General features: G+C 74.8%; 13 protein-coding genes and 1 CRISPR repeat array. Of the genes, 4 read left to right on the top strand and 9 right to left on the bottom strand.

Annotated features, from left to right (window positions below; genetic code table 11):
• Window positions 1–289: 289 nt before the first annotated feature.
• Window positions 290–547 carry a hypothetical protein gene (locus NT8_RS21265; protein WP_067972547.1) on the bottom strand — a complete coding sequence of 86 codons (258 nt, stop codon included), beginning with the start codon at window positions 545–547 and terminating at the stop codon, window positions 290–292.
• 84 nt (window positions 548–631) lie between these two features.
• Here NT8_RS21265 and NT8_RS21260 point away from each other — a divergent pair, with 84 nt between their 5' ends.
• Together NT8_RS21260 and NT8_RS21255 are read left to right on the top strand one after the other, a co-directional pair.
• A complete protein-coding gene (locus NT8_RS21260; RefSeq protein WP_067972544.1) occupies window positions 632–967 on the top strand; it encodes a hypothetical protein in 336 nt (111 codons plus the stop codon).
• 5 nt (window positions 968–972) lie between these two features.
• On the top strand, window positions 973–1,638 hold the full coding sequence (locus tag NT8_RS21255) for a hypothetical protein (RefSeq protein WP_067972541.1): 666 nt from the start codon (window positions 973–975) through the stop codon (window positions 1,636–1,638).
• A gap of 228 nt (window positions 1,639–1,866) precedes the next feature.
• On the opposite strand, the gene NT8_RS21250 is transcribed toward NT8_RS21255, so the two are convergent.
• From NT8_RS21250 to NT8_RS21225, 6 genes are all read right to left on the bottom strand, one after another.
• A complete protein-coding gene (locus NT8_RS21250) occupies window positions 1,867–2,670 on the bottom strand; it encodes an SDR family oxidoreductase (RefSeq protein WP_067972538.1) in 804 nt (267 codons plus the stop codon).
• An 89-nt stretch (window positions 2,671–2,759) separates the two neighbouring features.
• The gene (locus tag NT8_RS21245; RefSeq protein WP_067972535.1) at window positions 2,760–3,749 is read right to left on the bottom strand and encodes an NADPH:quinone oxidoreductase family protein; all 990 of its coding nucleotides are present in this window, start codon (window positions 3,747–3,749) and stop codon (window positions 2,760–2,762) included.
• 243 nt (window positions 3,750–3,992) lie between these two features.
• Window positions 3,993–4,352, bottom strand: a complete 360-nt coding sequence (locus tag NT8_RS21240; RefSeq protein WP_157515921.1) for a hypothetical protein — start codon at window positions 4,350–4,352, stop codon at window positions 3,993–3,995.
• Window positions 4,353–4,750: 398 nt separating this feature from the next.
• The gene (locus tag NT8_RS21235; RefSeq protein ID WP_245646265.1) at window positions 4,751–6,559 is read right to left on the bottom strand and encodes a phosphoenolpyruvate carboxykinase (GTP); all 1,809 of its coding nucleotides are present in this window, start codon (window positions 6,557–6,559) and stop codon (window positions 4,751–4,753) included.
• A gap of 598 nt (window positions 6,560–7,157) precedes the next feature.
• A complete protein-coding gene (locus NT8_RS21230) occupies window positions 7,158–8,309 on the bottom strand; it encodes an anhydro-N-acetylmuramic acid kinase (protein ID WP_067972528.1) in 1,152 nt (383 codons plus the stop codon).
• 957 nt (window positions 8,310–9,266) lie between these two features.
• The gene (locus tag NT8_RS21225; protein WP_067972525.1) at window positions 9,267–10,430 is read right to left on the bottom strand and encodes an FAD-dependent oxidoreductase; all 1,164 of its coding nucleotides are present in this window, start codon (window positions 10,428–10,430) and stop codon (window positions 9,267–9,269) included.
• 177 nt (window positions 10,431–10,607) lie between these two features.
• On the opposite strand from NT8_RS21225, the gene NT8_RS21220 reads away from it, so the two are divergent.
• A complete protein-coding gene (locus NT8_RS21220; RefSeq protein ID WP_067972522.1) occupies window positions 10,608–11,006 on the top strand; it encodes a hypothetical protein in 399 nt (132 codons plus the stop codon).
• 187 nt (window positions 11,007–11,193) lie between these two features.
• A CRISPR array of direct repeats spans window positions 11,194–12,137; the repeat unit is 29 nt; unit sequence CGGTCCATTCCCGCGTGCGCGGGCCTCAC.
• Between the two features lie 162 nt (window positions 12,138–12,299).
• Here the strand turns inward: NT8_RS21220 and NT8_RS21215 are convergent.
• A complete protein-coding gene (locus tag NT8_RS21215) occupies window positions 12,300–13,010 on the bottom strand; it encodes a response regulator (RefSeq protein WP_245646264.1) in 711 nt (236 codons plus the stop codon).
• Window positions 12,970–14,244: a sensor histidine kinase gene (locus NT8_RS21210; protein WP_084469154.1), complete on the bottom strand. Its 1,275-nt coding sequence runs from the start codon at window positions 14,242–14,244 to the stop codon at window positions 12,970–12,972. The genes NT8_RS21215 and NT8_RS21210 overlap by 41 nt, the downstream gene beginning before the upstream one ends.
• Window positions 14,245–15,048: 804 nt before the next feature.
• On the opposite strand from NT8_RS21210, the gene NT8_RS21205 reads away from it, so the two are divergent.
• Window positions 15,049–15,705, top strand: a complete 657-nt coding sequence (locus NT8_RS21205; RefSeq protein WP_217999279.1) for a hypothetical protein — start codon at window positions 15,049–15,051, stop codon at window positions 15,703–15,705.
• The last annotated feature ends 383 nt before the right edge of the window (window positions 15,706–16,088 follow it).

Genomic DNA, 16,088 nt, shown 5'->3' with positions numbered 1-16,088 from the left:
CTTTGGTGTCGGCCCTGGGCGAATGCTGGTACGGCGTCCTGCGCCGGCGGTACCCGCAACACGACATCCGCGTCTCCGTCGACCTCGACGAGCAAGGCACCGCACCCAAGGGCCCCAGCCTCACCCTGTGGAGCCTGGGAGCGCCCTCCCCGTGACCCTCCGGGGGCAGGGGCTGCTCGTGACCGGGCTCCTGCGGACGGGGCTCCTGCGGACGGGGCTCCTGCGGACGGGGCTCCTGCGGACGGGTCCTGAGGAGGGGCGCCGCCGAAGGCAGTGGTGAGCGAGTCCGTCAGGGACGGGTGAAGGCCCACCACTCGCTGACGTCGTCCTGCACGCAGTCGAAGGAGACGAAGCCGCCGGTGCGGCCGAAGTGCATGCAGCCCGCCCGAGCGGCGAAGGGGCCGTATATGCCGAGGGTTCCGTGCTCGGACGCGGCGACCTCCGCAGCGGCCGTGGTGATCTGCGCACTGGCCGGTGCGGCGGTGAAGACGGAGGCGGCGAGGGCGGCCGCGGGCAGGGTCAACGCGGCCATGGTCGTCTTGCACATGGCAACTCCTAGGGTCGGCGGTCACACCCTGAGCGGGGCGACCGCTTTGATCTTCGGGGTGCGGAGGGCTCGCGAAGTATCGCCGTGGTCCGGGTCTACAACACCGAAACGGGAAAGATGGAGATCCTGGTCGCCACCGACACGCCGCAGAGAACCGCGCCGCCCAGGTGGGGGCTCACCCCCGACGAGCGTTTCGTCCCCGGGCCGGGGCACGCGGAACAGGCCATCGTCGACTACGTCAACGACAATCCCAAGTATCAGATCGTCGAAGGCGGCGGAAACAGGAACATCTGTCAGAAGGGGGAGAGTGAGACGGGGGACTGCCTCGCGGCCTTGCAGGGCGAAGGTCTCCGGACCGGGGGCAACTACAATCCCGGGACGCGGTACACATCCGGGCTGCGGCATTTCTGGTGGGGATGAGAGCGATGTCAGCCTCTGCATTTGAATATTCGGCGGCCGTCGACGGCCTACCACGCTGGCAGCACGTGGCGCTGATCGCGGCCAGCGCCGCACGTCTACAGCCCGTCTACGATCTTCTGTCCGACGCGGATGAGCAGGCACGCTACGCGAACGTCCTCGACACGCTGTGGCGCGCGTCCGAGGAGGACGGCGACCTCGACGCCGCACACTCCCTAGTCCTCGCGTTGTGGCCTGAGGAGGAAGACGAGATGGACGTCCTCACTCCGTACCACTGGAAGATCGCGACACTCAGGCTGCTGAAGATCTCTTTGGAGAGTGCCGTCACGGAAGGAGCCGAGAGCGGCGCCCGGTGGGCACTCGATCTTGAGATCGAGATCACGTCCGAATACGAGGGGGGCATCTACTTCGCCGAAGTCCCCGCCGCCGCACCTCCTGGACTCGAAGCAGAGGTGGCACCATTCGAGGAGTACGCCCGGGAGAACATCCGCAAGACGTTGGGGGCACTCGCTTCGGCGACCGGACGAGCGCAAGGCATCCAGCGGGTGCGCGGCGTCTCGTCCGATGCGGCGCATGTCCTCAAGACCCGTCTCGTTCCGCCGTGGATCCAGTCGAACGGATGGTCACCGGAGGACCTGGATTCGGCCCGTGGAGCGGCCCAGATGGGGCGTTGATCCGGCGCCGGTGTCGGCACGGGGCTGGCCCGCGCCGACACCGGCGGCCGAATCTGGATCGGTCGGTGTGGACGAGCGCCGCTCCGGCGCCCCGACCGCGGCGCCGGCCACGTCGAGAACGCGGCCCCCAGCCTCCTGAACGGGCTCCGCACGATCCTGCGGGGACTGGGCGACGTCCCCATCCCGACACTGGGATGGCCTTGGTGGGACAGGCCGGTCGGCGGGCGGTCAGTCGGTGGCCGCCGCTCCGGGGCGGATGGCGGACCAGGCGCGGCGCATGCCCTCCAGCCAGCGGTCGCGGTCCTGGGCGCGGCGGCGCTCGTAGGTGGCGGCCTCGGGGTGGGGGAGGATGAGGAACCGCCCGTCGTGCAGCGCCGCCACCACGGTGTCGGCCACGTCCTCGGGTTCGATGTAGGCGCCGCCGAGGCGGGTCGCCGCCTCGGGGCCGTCGCCCGCCGTCATGGCGGTGTTCACCCCCTGCGGGCACAGGCACGACACCCCGATGCCGTCGTCCGCGTGCCGGATCGCCAACCACTCGGCCAGGGCCACCGCGCCGTGCTTGGTGACCGTGTACGGCGCGGTGTCGAGCTGGGTGAGCAGCCCCGCCGCCGACGCGGTGACGATGAGGTGGCCCCGGCCGCGCTCGGCCATGCGCGGGAACAGCGCGCGGGCCACGTAGACGTGGGCGAGGACGTGCACCCGCCACGACACGTCCCAGTCGGCGTCGTCGCCCAGCCCGCGCCCCGCGCCGCCCCCGGCGTTGGAGCACCACAGGTCGATGGGGCCGTGCCGGTCCTCGACCTCCGCGACCGCCGCCGCGACGGCCGCCTCGTCGGCGACGTCGAGCGCCAGCGGGTGCGCGCGCTCTCCGAGGGCGTCGGCGGTGGCGGCTGCGGCGTCGGCGTCGCGGTCGGCCACGACGACGCGGGCCGCGCCCTCGGTCAGCAGGCGCCCGGCGAGCGCCCGGCCGATGCCGCCGGCGCCGCCGGTGACGACGGCGGTCGTTCCGGGGATGGAGAAGGGTTCGGCCATGGGGGCTCCGTGGGTCCGGTGGGCGGGGGAGGGGAGAGGCAGGCGGAACGGTCGGCTCGGTGCTGGATGCCGGGTGGGCCGGGCGCCGGTCAGGCGTCGGGCGCGTAGACCAGTCGGCCGACCGTGGCGCCGTCGGCCAGGCGCTGCACCCCGTCGGCCAGTGCGTCGGCGCCCAGGCGCTCGCTGACCAGGGGCTTGACGCGGCCCTCGGCGGCGAGCGCGGTGAGGGCGTCGTGCGCCTGCGCGACCAGGTGCGGGGCCCGCTTCCGGTACAGCCCCCAGTGGAGGCCGAGCAGGGAGTAGTTCTTGATGAGCGCGTGGTTGAGCCCGGGGGTCGGGATGGTGCCGCTGGCGAACCCGATGACGACGATGCGCCCCTCGAAGGCGATGCACTTGGTCGACCGGGCGAAGGAGTCGCCGCCGACCGGGTCGAACACCACGTCGGCGCCGCGCCCGTCGGTGAACTTCTTGACGGCGTCGGCGATGTCGGTGGTGTGCCGGTCGACGACCAGGTCCGCGCCGAGGTCGGTGGCGACGCGGGCCTTGGCCGGGCCGCCGACGACACCCACGACCCGCGCCCCGGCGGCCTTGGCGAGCTGGACGGCGGCGCTGCCGACACCGCCTGCGGCGGCGTGCACGAGGACGGTCTCGCCGGGCCGCAGGGCGGCGCGGCGGTGGAGGGCGAACCAGCCGGTCTGGTAGGCGATGAACAGCGACGCGGCCTCGTCGTCGGTGAGCGCGCCGGGGGCCGGGAACACGGCGTCGGCCGGCATGAGGGCGTGGTCGGCGAACGCCCCGGACGGCAGGTCGGTGCCGCCCACGACCCGGTCGCCGACGGCGAGGCCGGTGACCCCGGGGCCGAGTTCGGCGATCTCCGCGCACGCCTCGACGCCCGGGGTGAACGGCAGCGGGGGCTTGGCCTGGTACATGCCGCGGCAGAGCAGGGCGTCGGGGAAGTTGACGGCGGCGGCGCGCACGCGGACGCGGACCTGGCCGGGCCCGGGGGCGGGCGGGTCGACCTCCTCGACCCGCAGTACGTCGCGCGGTTCGCCTGTTTGATGGACCCGTACCGCTCGCACCGTCCGCCCTCCGACCTGTGAGACGCTGAGTCGCCGACCGGAGATACCAACCGGTCGGTACAGAGTGAACCGTGTGAAGGGGCCACCCGTCAAGGACGCCTGGACCCGGGGGCGCGCAGCGCGCGAAGCGCCGACCGGCGCCGCGGGCACGCCCCCTGCGTTGAGCGAACGGAGAACGACGGTGGCCGCGACGAGGGAAGAGGGCGCGGGCCAGGGCGGCCACCCCGCCGCCGGGCGGCACGCTCACTCCAAGGAGGACAGGTAGTCCCACGCCGCGGTGATGTCGTCGATGCCGGTGATGCCCAAGAACGCGAACGCGGCCACGACGATGCCCGAAAGCACGAGCCAGTACTCCTCCCAGGACATCCTTCGCCGCTCCACCTCTTCGCGGAACACGCCGGCGACCATGGCCAGCGCGACCGGAGGACCGAGCAGCGTGACGAGTGCGCCCATGACGAGCCACGTTTCACCGTTGCCGGAGCTTTCGAGGTACTGCGCGTATCTCGCCGTCAAGGGCAAGCCGGCGACGATCCCCGGAACAACCCAGATCATGTCCAGGTCATCGTTGATCCGGTCTTCTCTCTCCTCGTCGCGATCCGCCATGGGCACAGCCTGTCTCGATGCCCGGGAACGCGAGAGGCCCGCGCTCGCCACCGCCCGGGTGTGCGTGCGCTGCACAGGGGCGCTATGCGGGGGATCGCTTCCAGGGGTCCGGTCCGGTCGGTCAGATGATTCCAGCAACCCCGTCCCGGTCGGGCCTTCTCGCCGGAACCGGCCACCCAGGCCGTGATCGGGCCCGTATACCGGGGTTTCGGTAAGGGGACCGGGCCGTGCCGCCGGCCCACACGACGCCCCGGATTCGGGCCGGCGCCGACCATGCTTCCTGCGTCATTGCCAGGTGCACGCCGGCGCGCGGCCCCACCCCTGGACGGGGGTCGCGCGCCGGCGCCGGACGGTCGGCCCGGCCAACTCGATCAGGCCGGTCAGCCCGGTCAGCCCAATCAGCCCAGGCGGTCGCGCAGCGCCTGGTACTCGTCCCACAGCTCGTCGGGGAGCTGGTCGCCGAAGGTCTTGAAGAACTCCGGGATCAGCTCGGCCTCGCTGCGCCACACATCGCGGTCGACCGACAGCAGGAACTCCAGGTCCTCGGCCGGCAGGTCCAGGCCCTCGGTGTCGATGCCGTCGGCGGTCGGCAGCAGGCCGATCGGGGTCGGCACCGCCTCCGCGTCGCCCTCCAGGCGCTGCACGATCCACTTCAACACCCGGCTGTTCTCGCCGAACCCGGGCCACACGATGCGCCCGTCCGCGTCCTTGCGGAACCAGTTGACGTAGAAGATGCGCGGCAGCAGCCCCGGGTCGGCCGAAGCGCCCACCCGCAGCCAGTGCGCGAAGTAGTCGCCCATGTTGTAGCCGCAGAACGGCAGCATGGCGAACGGGTCGCGGCGCAGCTCGCCCACGGTGCCCTCGGCGGCGGCGGTCTTCTCGGAGGCGACGTTGGCGCCGAGGAAGACGCCGTGCCGCCAGTCGAACGCCTCGCTGACCAGCGGCACCGCAGTGGCGCGGCGGCCGCCGAACAGGATGGCCGAGATCGGGACGCCCTCGGGGTCCTCCCACTCGTCGGCGATGGTCGGCGCCTGGCCGGCGGGGGTGGTGAACCGGGCGTTGGGGTGCGCGGCGGGCTCACCGGACTCCGGGGTCCAGTCGCGGCCCTTCCAGTCGGTCAGGTGCGCGGGCGGCTCGTCGGTCAGCCCCTCCCACCACACGTCGCCGTCGTCGGTGAGGGCGACGTTGGTGAAGATGCTGTTGCCCCACAGGGTGGCGACCGCGTTGGCGTTGGTGGCCTCGCCGGTGCCCGGGGCGACCCCGAAGAACCCGGCCTCGGGGTTGATGGCGCGCAGCCGGCCGTCGGCGCCGAACCGCATCCAGGCGATGTCGTCGCCGACCGTCTCGACCTTCCACCCCGGGATGGTGGGCTGGAGCATGGCGAGGTTGGTCTTGCCGCACGCGCTCGGGAACGCGGCCGCGATGTAGCGGGGCTCGCCGGAGGGCGGGGTGACCTTGAGGATGAGCATGTGCTCGGCCAGCCAGCCCGCGTCGCGGGCCATCACCGAGGCGATGCGCAGCGCGTAGCACTTCTTGCCGAGCAGGGCGTTGCCGCCGTACCCCGACCCGTAGGACCAGATCTCGCGCGTCTCGGGGAAGTGCGAGATGTACTTGGTGGTGTTGCACGGCCACGGCACGTCGGCCTGGCCGGGCTCCAGCGGGGCGCCGACGGAGTGCACGGCGCGGACGAAGTCGCCGCGCTCCTCGATGAGGCGCAGCGCCGGGGTGCCCATGCGCGCCATGATCCGCATGGACACGACCACGTAGGGCGAGTCGGTGACCTCGACGCCGAGCTGGGAGATCTCACCGCCGAGCGGGCCCATGCAGAACGGGACCACGTACATGGTGCGGCCGCGCATGCACCCGGCGAAGACGTCGGCGAAGGTCGCGCGCATCTCGGCGGGGTCGATCCAGTTGTTGGTCGGCCCGGCGTCCTGCTCGCGCTCGGAGCAGATGAAGGTGCGGTCCTCGACGCGGGCGACGTCGCTCGGGTCGGAGCGGCAGTAGAAGCTGTTGGGGCGGAGCTCCGGGTTCAACCGGACGAACGTGCCCTGCTCGACCAATAGACCGGTCAGGCGCTCCCACTCGTCGTCGGACCCGTCGCACCAGACGATGTCGTCGGGCCGGGTCAGGTCCGCCACCTCGCGAACCCAGGCGATCAACTCTTCGTGGCCGGTGGGGGCCGGGCCGGTTACCGGTTCCGTCACAGACACAGCGGCTCCTTCTGTAGGTCTGCTCCGCATCATCCGGGACAAGCCCCCACGCAGGCCAGTTGGTCTGGACAAGAGGTGTAGACCAGTGGTCTATTTTTCGGGATTGCCGACGGGTATGGGGATCACGCCACGTCAGGCTCCGGATGCGGGGCGCGACGAACGGTGCGCGCGGCGGCCCGGTACCGCCGCCGAGAGCAGCCGAGGACGGCCGCGACCGCCGTTCCGCCGGGGGATACGCGCCGGACAGCGGCCGTTTCGAGGGGCGTCACCAGGCCGCCGACGGCGCTCGGCATGATTCCGGTCACATTCCGCGCTCACGAAGTAGACCACATGCGACCCCGGTCGCCCCGGGCGCGAGGCGGGGCGCAGCGGGGTGGGAGGCGGGGGCCGGAGTCGACTGGGATTGCGGGAAGGGACGCAGGGGTGGCATCCCCGAGGGCGGAGTCGGGCACGGCGGGGCGGGGGGCGCGGTGTCGAACGCGACCGGAGGCGCGGGAACGGACCCGGGGGCGGCGGCATCCGGGCGCGGAGCCGCGCCCCCAGGGCCTCGGAGAGGAGGGGCGCCGCCCCACCCTTCCAGGGGCGGACGCGGTCAGACCGCCGGCGCGGTCAGTCGGAGCCGGCGCGGGTGCGGCACGCCGCCCTCCGCCGGGGTGATCCGGCCGGCCAGCGTCGCCCGTTCGGCCCCCGTGCAGGACGGCACGGTCGCCGGGACCCCGCTGTAGGTGAGGAACCCGAGCAGGGCGAACAGGTACGCCTCCTTGGCGTCGGGGTCGACGCCGAGGTCGGTGGAGTCGCGCAGCTCGGCGGGCGCGAGCGCGGCCCGCAGGGCGGCCACCAGGGCCGGGTTGCGCAGCCCGCCGCCCGACGCGACGACCTCCGCCACCCCGTGCGCCCGGCACGCGTCCGCGACCGTGCCCGCCGTCAGCTCCACGAGTGTCGCGAACAGGTCGTCCTCGGCGACGTCGAGGCCGTCCAGTGCGGCGTCGAGGTAAGCGGCGTGGAACAGCTCCTTGCCGGTCGACTTGGGGGCGGGGCGCGCGTAGTAGGGGTCGGCGCGCAGCCGCGCCAGCAGGCCGGGGTGGACGCGGCCGCGCAGCGCGCGCTCGCCGCCCCGGTCCATCCGATCCCCGGCGAGGCGGGCCGCCGCGGCGTCGAGCAGCGCGTTGCCGGGGCCGGTGTCGAAGGCCACCGGGTCGCGGCCGGGGGCGACCACGGTCAGGTTGGCGATGCCGCCTATGTTGAGGGCGGCGGCGGGCTCCGGCCGCCCGGCCAGCCACAGCGCGTCGAAGGTGCTCGCCAACGGGGCGCCCTGGCCGCCCGCGGCGATGTCGCGGGCGCGCACGTCGGACACCACGGGAAGGCCGGTGGCCTCGGCGATCCAGGCGGGCTGGCCGAGCTGGAGGGTGCCCTGGGCGCGGCCGTCCTCGATCCAGTGGAACACCGTCTGCCCGTGGGAGACGACCAGGTCGGCGGTCGCCAGCGGGCACAGGTCGGTGACGGCCGACCGCGCGGCGTCGGCGAACGCGCGCCCGATCAGGGTGTCGAGCCGGCACACCTCGGCGAGGGTGGTGGGCGCGGGGGGAAGTGCGGCGAGCACGGCGTCGCGCAGCCCCGCCGGGTAGGGCACCTCGCGGTGGGCCAGGGGGGTGAGGAGCACGTCGCCCTCCTCCAGGCGCAGGTCGGCGACGGCGACGTCGATGCCGTCGACCGAGGTACCCGAGGACAGTCCGATGACGATCATGCCCCGTTCCTACCCCGCCACCCCCACCCGGCACGAGCCCGCCCCACCCAGCGGACGGGCCACCCGCTACGGGGCTGCCCCCCGAGGGCCGGTCGCCACGTGGGAGCCGCCTCCTCGCTCGCGCGGGCTGCGGATTCGGCCTCAGAGGCAGACCCCCGCCGGACGTCCGGTAGTGGGGGAAGCGGCCGGTGCCGTGTGCCGCCGGGCCGAGTTCCGTACTCGTCGGGGCGGCACCGCCTACCGCCTACGGGCGGGCCTCTCGCGTGGGGATGGTGCCTGTGGGGGGAGTCGCTTCACCCGCGTTGGCTGTGGTCTCGGCCTGCAAGGGCGCCCCGCGCCGGACGCCCGCGGGTGGCGGGGAGCGGTCGGCGCCGTGTGCCGCCTGGGTGCTCGATCGAGCAGCGGCGCACCGTCAGCGGGGCGTATCGCGACGACTGGCCGGACCGAGTTCCGTACTCGTCGGGGCGGTACCGCCCCGGCAGCGGTGGCGCGGCGGGCGCTCGTGCGTGGCGCGGCGGTTGGGGGCGCGGCCGGAGGGCGGCCGGAGAGCGGCCCGTTCTTCGGGGCGGCCCTGCTCCGCACCGCTCCCCCCGGCGAGCGTTTCCCTCCGCCGCCGGGCGGCCGCCGTTCCGCCGTCTGCGGAGGCCCGTCGCCCTGGTCCGGACGGACGGTCCTCCGGGGCACGGCGCACCCGGGCACGCCCCGGGCGCCGGTCACCAGGGCACCCCTGGCGGTCGGGCGCCGCCCCGTTGCGCGCTCCCGGCCGAACGTGGAGTTCCGGCCGAGCCCGTCCGTCCGTGCGTCGGCCCTCCGGCCCCCGGATTCCGTGGCGGTCCGGGCGCGTCCGAGGCGCCACCCCGCGCCCGGCCCGGGGGCGGCGCGAACGGCGCGCTCGGTGGTGGTGAGGGCTTGCGGCGGAAGGGGCCCTGCCGGGGCGGCGCCTACGGGGTCGGCGGCTCAGCGGTCGGCCGGGTGCAGCCCCGCTGCGGTGACGGCGCCGCGCGCGGCGCGCAGGGCGCTGTTGACGGAGATCTCGCCGCGCATGCCCGGGGCGGCCACCATGTCGCCCGCGAGGAACACACCGCCACCCCGTTCGATCGCGGGCCGATCGCGCCAGGTCGTGCCGGGCAGGTCGAGGGCGCCCGTGCGGCCCCGCGCCACGGCGGTGCGCCGCCACGTCGTGCGGTCGCGCCACCCCGGCAGGGCGAGGTCGGTGAACCGCTCCAGCCGCGCCTCCGCCTCGGCGCGGGGCTCACCGGCGCGCACCGGGACGTCGAGCTGGAACAGCGACTCCCCGGGCGGCGCGGTCGACGGGTCCTGCATCGAGTAGCTCTCGTGGAAGGCGCCCTCGTCCATGTCGAACAGCACGAACATGTCGCGCGGGTGGCGCCGCACGGCCACGTCCAGCATCAGGCAGTGCCCGCTCTCCCACTCCAGGGACGGGTCGCCGAGCAGGGCGCGCGCCGAGGCCAGTTCGGTCGCCACGATGACCGGGGTGTCCGGCAGTGCGGTCACCCGCGAGCCCAGTTCGACGCGCACCCCCAGGTCGCGGGCGCGCTCGGCGAGCCGGTCGGTGACCGCCGCCCACCCGCCCCGCACCCACCGCACAGCGGGGACGCGGGGGGCGAACACCCGGTGCAGCAGGTCCCACACGAACGCCGCCGACAGCCGCCCGGTGTCGGCGTCGTAGGTGGCGACGGCGATGGCGGCGGCGGCCCCGGCCGCCGCCCGCTCGCCGTAGCGCTCACCCGCCCACTCCGCGAAGCTGCGGTCGACCGGGGCGGGGCGCTTCCGGTCGCGGACCATCCGCACCAGCCAGGCGGGCGGGACCCGCCGCAGCCGCCCGTCGACGCGGAACCCGGCGCGCAGCGCGGCCCGCGCGGGCGGTAGGCACAGCGGGCCGGCGAGGTTCCGCTCGGTCAGCCAGGTCCAGTGGGGGCCGTCGGCGTAGAACACGTGCGGGCCCTCGTGGGCGACGTGGGGGCCGTCGGTGGCCCGCGCCCGCCCGCCCAGGGTGGTGTGCGCCTCGTGCAGGGTGACGTCGGCGCCGGCCTCGGCGCTCGCGATGGCCGCGACGAGCCCGGCGTGCCCGCCGCCGATGACCGTGATCCGTGGCTTCACGGCTCACTCCTCTCCGATGGGTTCTCCCCACCGGACACCCGCCACGCCCCGGATGTGACACCGAGCCGCGCCCGTTGTTGCGGAACGTCGGACTCACGGTGGGGGTGCTGGGGGCCCGTGGGCGCGACTTCCGCGAGAGCCGCCTCCGACGACGCGGGCGTGTGCGACGATCGCCGTGTGCACTACCACGCCTACTCGTGGACCGGGGGCACCGACGAGTACCGGCGGTACCTCCCCGAGGGCCACATCGATCACGCCGGCTTCCGGGCGTCGCCCGCCGTACCGCTCAAGATCTGCTGGTGGCTGCGCAAACCGGCCGCGATGATCGCCGCCTCCTTCACGGAGCCCGCCGACGCCGCCGATTGGGCGGTGGAGCAGTACCGGCGCATCGCCGACGACATCACCGTTCCCAACCTCTGGACCGAGGAGCAGCACGGCCCCGCGATCGCCCACCTCGCCGCCGGACGCGACCTCGCCTGGTCCTGGCACCTCACGGGGCCCCGCAGGTCGTTCGCCTGCATCGCGGTGTGCTCCCCGAACCACTGGGACCCGGAGGCCGGGTGCCCGCTGCGGTGACGGGCCGACCGTCCCGGGGCTGGAGTGGCGGCGCCACTGCGGGCGGATGAAGTCGGGTTCGTCGGCGCGCTGTGCGATGCGCGGTTCGTCCGCGCCGCACCCCTGCGAGGCCCGGCCCCGCAAAGCGGGGGCCGGGCCGCGCGCGTCAGGCGGCCGTTCCCGGTCGACACGAACCCACCACGGCAATCCATCCATTCCCGCGTGCGCGGGACTCACGTGGACGGCCTTGTCGAGGAGGACGGCGGCCTCGGTCCATTCCCGCGTGCGCGGGACTCACGACATCTGGGAGCGCGAGGTGTTCCGCACGCCCGGTCCATTCCCGCGTGCGCGGGACTGACGACGGTGCGGGCGACAATGCGGGCGCGCTCGGCGGTCCATTCCCGCGTGCGCGGGACTCACTTGAAGCCCTGCCCCTCGTCGTCCGCGACCCCCGGTCCATTCCCGCGTGCGCGGGACTCACAGGACGTAGAGCCCGTTGACGATGCCGGCGTTCGGTCCATTCCCGCGTGCGCGGGACTCACGCCGTCCGCGACTTCGGCACGGAGGTGTGGGGCGGTCCATTCCCGCGTGCGCGGGACTCACCGGTGCGGATGCACACCCTCCACCCCGGCGCGCGGTCCATTCCCGCGTGCGCGGGCCTCACGGGCGGGGGTGAGGGTGGTGGTCACGGTGGTCCGGTCCATTCCCGCGTGCGCGGGCCTCACAAGCGGGCGACGTCGGCCGTGGTGGTGCCGGCCGGTCCATTCCCGCGTGCGCGGGCCTCACGTATCGCATCCACGACTACCTCGACTACCAGGCGGTCCATTCCCGCGTGCGCGGGCCTCACGCGGCCTGTCGCGCGACAGCGGCCAGCTTGCCCGGTCCATTCCCGCGTGCGCGGGCCTCACTTGCGTATGGTGTAGGGCGAGAGGTCTTCGTTCGGTCCATTCCCGCGTGCGCGGGCCTCACAGCTTGGCGGCGGCCAGGGCGCGCCGGACCTCCGGTCCATTCCCGCGTGCGCGGGCCTCACGAGGGGGCGCAGCCGGTGCAGCTGCGCGCGGCCGGTCCATTCCCGCGTGCGCGGGCCTCACCCGGGGGTCGCAGCGGCGGCGGTTGCGCGGGCCGGTCCATTCCCGCGTGCGCGGGCCTCACAGCAATCTACCTGGGCAGACGCGGGGCGTTACCTTTTCGAGATATGGGGAATGGTGGGCGAAAGGCCCTTGCCCTTGGTCATGGTGCTGTGGGAGACGCCGGGTCGCGCACACTCTAGCTCTCTCGTCGTGACCGGAGGGTCGGTCGCCGCCGGGCGGCGGATCAACAGCCGCCGGACGGGGTCACCAGGCCCGTCTCGTAGCCGATGATGACCAGTTGGGCGCGGTCGCGGGCGTGGAGTTTGGACAGGAGACGGCCCATGTGGGTCTTGACCGTGGCCATGCTCAGGTGCAGGTGTTCCGCGATCTCGGCGTTGGACAGGCCGCGTGCGATCAGGCCCAGCACCTCGCGCTCCCGCTCGGTCACCCCGTCGAGGACCCGGGTGAGCGGGCGGGCGGGTTCGGGGCGGCGGGCGAACTCCGCGATCAGGCGGCGGGTGACCGTGGGCGCCAGCAGGCCCTCGCCCGAAGCGATCACGCGGATGGCCGACAGCAGGTCGGCCGGCGGCGTGTCCTTGAGCAGGAACCCGCTGGCGCCCGCCCGCAGCGCCGCGTACACGTACTCGTCCAGGTCGAACGTCGTCAGGATCAGCACCCGCACGTCGGCGGTCTCGGCCGCGCCGCAGATGACGCGGGTGGCCTCGATGCCGTCCATACCGGGCATGCGCACGTCCATCAGGACGACATCGGGGTGCTCGCTGCGCGCCAGGTCGACGGCCTCCCCGCCGGTGGCCGCCTCGCCGACGACCCGCAGCCCCGGCGAACTGTCGACCAGCACCCGGAAGCTGCCGCGCAGCAGCGCCTGGTCGTCGGCCACCAGCACGCGGACGGGCTCATGCACCGCCGCGCCGCCCGACGCCGTCGCCATCCCCATCGCCGTCCTCCTCCGCCGCCGACCCGCCTGCCGCCCCCCATCCAACTCCATCCGGTGGCGCCGCCGGCACATAGGGGATACGCGCCGACACCCGGAAACCGCCCCCCGGGACGGCGCCCGCGGTGAGCCGGCCGCCGTAGGCGGCGGCCCGCTCCCGCATCCCGACGACACCGTGGCCGCCGCCGCGCAGCGGGCGTCCGCGCGCGGGCCGCGCCCCGGGGCCGTCGTCGGCGACGTCGATCCGCACCTCGCGGCCGTCCGCGTTCACCCGCACCCGGCAGGCGGTCGGCGCCGCGTGCTTGACCACGTTGGTCAGCGACTCCTGCACGATGCGGTGGACCGCCAGGCCGACCCCGCTCGGCACCCGGTCGACCGGCCCCCGCACGTCGAGGTCGACCCGCACGCCCGCCTGGCGGGCCCGCTGTGCCGGGGCGTCCAGGCCGTCGACCCCCCGCGCCTGCTCGGCGAGGACGGCCGGGGCGTCCGCGCCGGAGCGCAGCACGCCGAGGAGACCGCGCATCTCGTTCAACGCGCCCCGGCTGGTCGCCTCGATGACCCGCAGCGCGTCGCGGGCCTCCTCGGGCCGTTCGGCGGCGACGTGGTTGGCGATGCCCGCCTTCACCGCGATCAGCCCCATGCTGTGGGCGACGACGTCGTGCATCTCCCGGGCGATGCGCAGCCGCTCGGCCGCGACGGCCTCCCGCACCAGGTGGTCGGCGGCGCGGTCGGCGGCGGACCGCCGCTCGAACCCGGCCAGGCCGAGGGCCCACGCCACCCCCATGAGCAGCCAGGCCACCCCCAGCGCGCCCCGCGCCTCGTCCGCTTGGGGCGCGGTGGTCACGGCGGCGGCCGGGAGGACGAGCAGCGCCCCCGCGGCAAGGGCGGCGGCGAGCAGCGCCGCCGACCGCCACCGGTGCCGGGCCGAGGCGACCGTGTGGACGGCGACCGCCGCCGCCGCGAACGGGGCGGCCGTCCCGCCGAGCACGGTCGCCGCGGCGGCCGCCGGCAGTACGGCGGCGAGTACCGGAACGGGCCACCTGCGGCGCAGCGCCAGCGGCAGCCCGGTGGCGAGTGCGACCGGCCATGCCAGCCAGAGCGGTCCGGTGTACCCGGGTTCGACCGGCGTCTCGATGATCGAGTAGGCGGTGACGCAGGTGAGCAGGGCCGCCAGGGCGGTGTCGGCGGCGAACCGCCGCCACGCGACCCCGGGGCGCGGAGGGACGGGCTCGTGCACCCGCCTCAACCTACCCACCGATGGTCGTCCCGCGCGTCCGACCAGGGGCGGTCGTCCCCCGGTCTGACCGGCACCGGAGCCGGGGGCGGCGCGCGGAGGGGGCGGTGGTTGGTCTGCCCGCGGTCACCCCGTGCCCGGCGCCGCCGCCGGACCGAGTGACGCCGGTGTGCCGGGCGGTGCGGTCGGGCGTCCGGAGGTGGGGGCGGATGCCGTTGGTCGGGCGTTCCGGGTGGCGGATCGTTGAGTTCGTGGGGCGAGGTGGGGGAACCGTGTCCGACCGGGACAGTACAGGCGGGGTCGGCTCGGAGGCCGATGCGCGGCCGTGGGGTGGGGTGGGACCGTGCCGCCATGATCTTCCAGACGACTCCGTCCGCCGACTTGATGCCAGGCCCACAGGCGCGGGCTGGCCGCGTGTGGCGGCGCTTTCGCGCCGGGTTCCGCCGCCTGCGGGCGCGTGCACGCAACGTGCGTGAGGGCGACGTCCACCCGGTGCCGTCGGGGACGGCGTCCGACGGGCCGGTCGGCTCGGCCTTCTCGGCGTCCGAGGGGACGGCGCCCGGCGGTCCGGGCGGCCCGGTGTCCGCCGGGACGGCCCTCGGCGGGCCGGGTGGCGGCGGTGTCCGGTCCGAGTTGGCGGATGGCGGTGCGGGCTCCGGGTCGGGGGGTGATGGTGGCCGGTTCGGAAAGGCGGGCCGTGGTGTCCGCTCCGACTTGGCGGGTGGCGGTGCCTGTTCTGGAGTGGAGGGCGGTGGCGCCGGTCCCGGGTCGGCGGTCGGCGGGCTGCCGGGGCGGTGGGTGGGTGGTGTGGGGTTGCTGCTGGGGCCGCTCCTGCTGCTCGCCGGGCTGGTGCCGCGCCTCCCGTTCGACCTGCTGTTCCCGGCACAGCTCGCGGCATACGCGGCGCGGCCCCCTCTGCTGTCAGCCTCCTATGGGGCGTTCGCGGCGGGCGTGGTCCTGCTGGTGCCCGCCGTCCTCGTGGTGGCGCAGCGCGTCGCGGCCTCCCACCCCGGCTGGGCCGTGTGGGGCGGGACGGCGGTGCTCGCCGGGCTTGCCGCCCGCACCTTCCACGCGGGCGCCGACCACATGGCGTTCCGCTTCGCCGACGCCCTCGGGCCGGAGCGCACCACGGAGGCGGTGGCCGCCACCTACACGACCGGCCACGTGTTCCAACCGCTGACCCTGGCCGCGATGGGCGGTTGGGTCGTCCTCGCCGTGGGCGCGTACCTGTCGGGCACGCTGGGCCCGGTGCGCGCGGCGGGGTTGGCGGCGATGGCCGGGGTGCCGCTGGGTGTCCTCAAGGGCGCCGTCGTGCTGTCGGTGGTCGGCGCGGCGGGGCTGTGCGTTGCGCTGGTGCCGCTCGGGTGGGCCCTTCTCATCAGGGGTCCGCGCCCTCGGCTGGGCGGGGTTGCGGGGGTCGCGGCCGTGGCCGCCGCCTCGGTCGTCTTCGGCGTGCTGGGATGAGCAGCGGCTTCGGAGGGAGGCGGACGAGGACCGGCGGCTCGGTCCGAAGCGGCGCCTCCCACCTAGGGTCTCCCGCTCTCCCGCCCGCGCCTCGGCCCGTGTCGCTGTCGGGGAGCTAGGGGTGCGGCTCGGCTCACGGTGTTCCGGCCGTCCGGCTCGCCTGGGGTGGTGGGCGTGGGTGGAGAGATCAGGGGCAACGGGCTGGGCGTCAGCGGTCTCCGCGAGGCCTACGGGTGAAACCGCACCCCAGGGCTTTGGGTGGCCGCCCACAGCCGCGGTCCCGAGACGGCGGCCCGGTCACGCCCCGGCCCGTCCAGGGTGGCGCGGCCATGCCCCGGCGCGTGGAGGGTGGTGCGGCTGCGCGCCGCACCACCCTCCACGGG

Source organism: Nocardiopsis trehalosi NBRC 14201 (assembly GCF_001552555.1).
Lineage (GTDB): Bacteria > Actinomycetota > Actinomycetes > Streptosporangiales > Streptosporangiaceae > Nocardiopsis_B > Nocardiopsis_B trehalosi.
The sequence above is the reverse complement of the archived record's forward strand: the minus strand, read 5'-3'. Positions and strand labels throughout refer to the sequence as shown.

Excerpts from the sequence above, each read along its gene's own strand:
- NT8_RS21255 (WP_067972541.1), top strand. The coding sequence starts at position 973 with ATGTCAGCCTCTGCATTTGAATATTCGGCGGCCGTCGACGGCCTACCA.
- NT8_RS21265 (WP_067972547.1), bottom strand. The coding sequence starts at position 547 with ATGTGCAAGACGACCATGGCCGCGTTGACCCTGCCCGCGGCCGCCCTC.
- NT8_RS21250 (WP_067972538.1), bottom strand. The coding sequence starts at position 2,670 with ATGGCCGAACCCTTCTCCATCCCCGGAACGACCGCCGTCGTCACCGGC.
- NT8_RS21240 (WP_157515921.1), bottom strand. The coding sequence starts at position 4,352 with ATGGCGGATCGCGACGAGGAGAGAGAAGACCGGATCAACGATGACCTG.
- NT8_RS21215 (WP_245646264.1), bottom strand. The coding sequence starts at position 13,010 with ATGGGGATGGCGACGGCGTCGGGCGGCGCGGCGGTGCATGAGCCCGTC.
- NT8_RS21230 (WP_067972528.1), bottom strand. The coding sequence starts at position 8,309 with ATGATCGTCATCGGACTGTCCTCGGGTACCTCGGTCGACGGCATCGAC.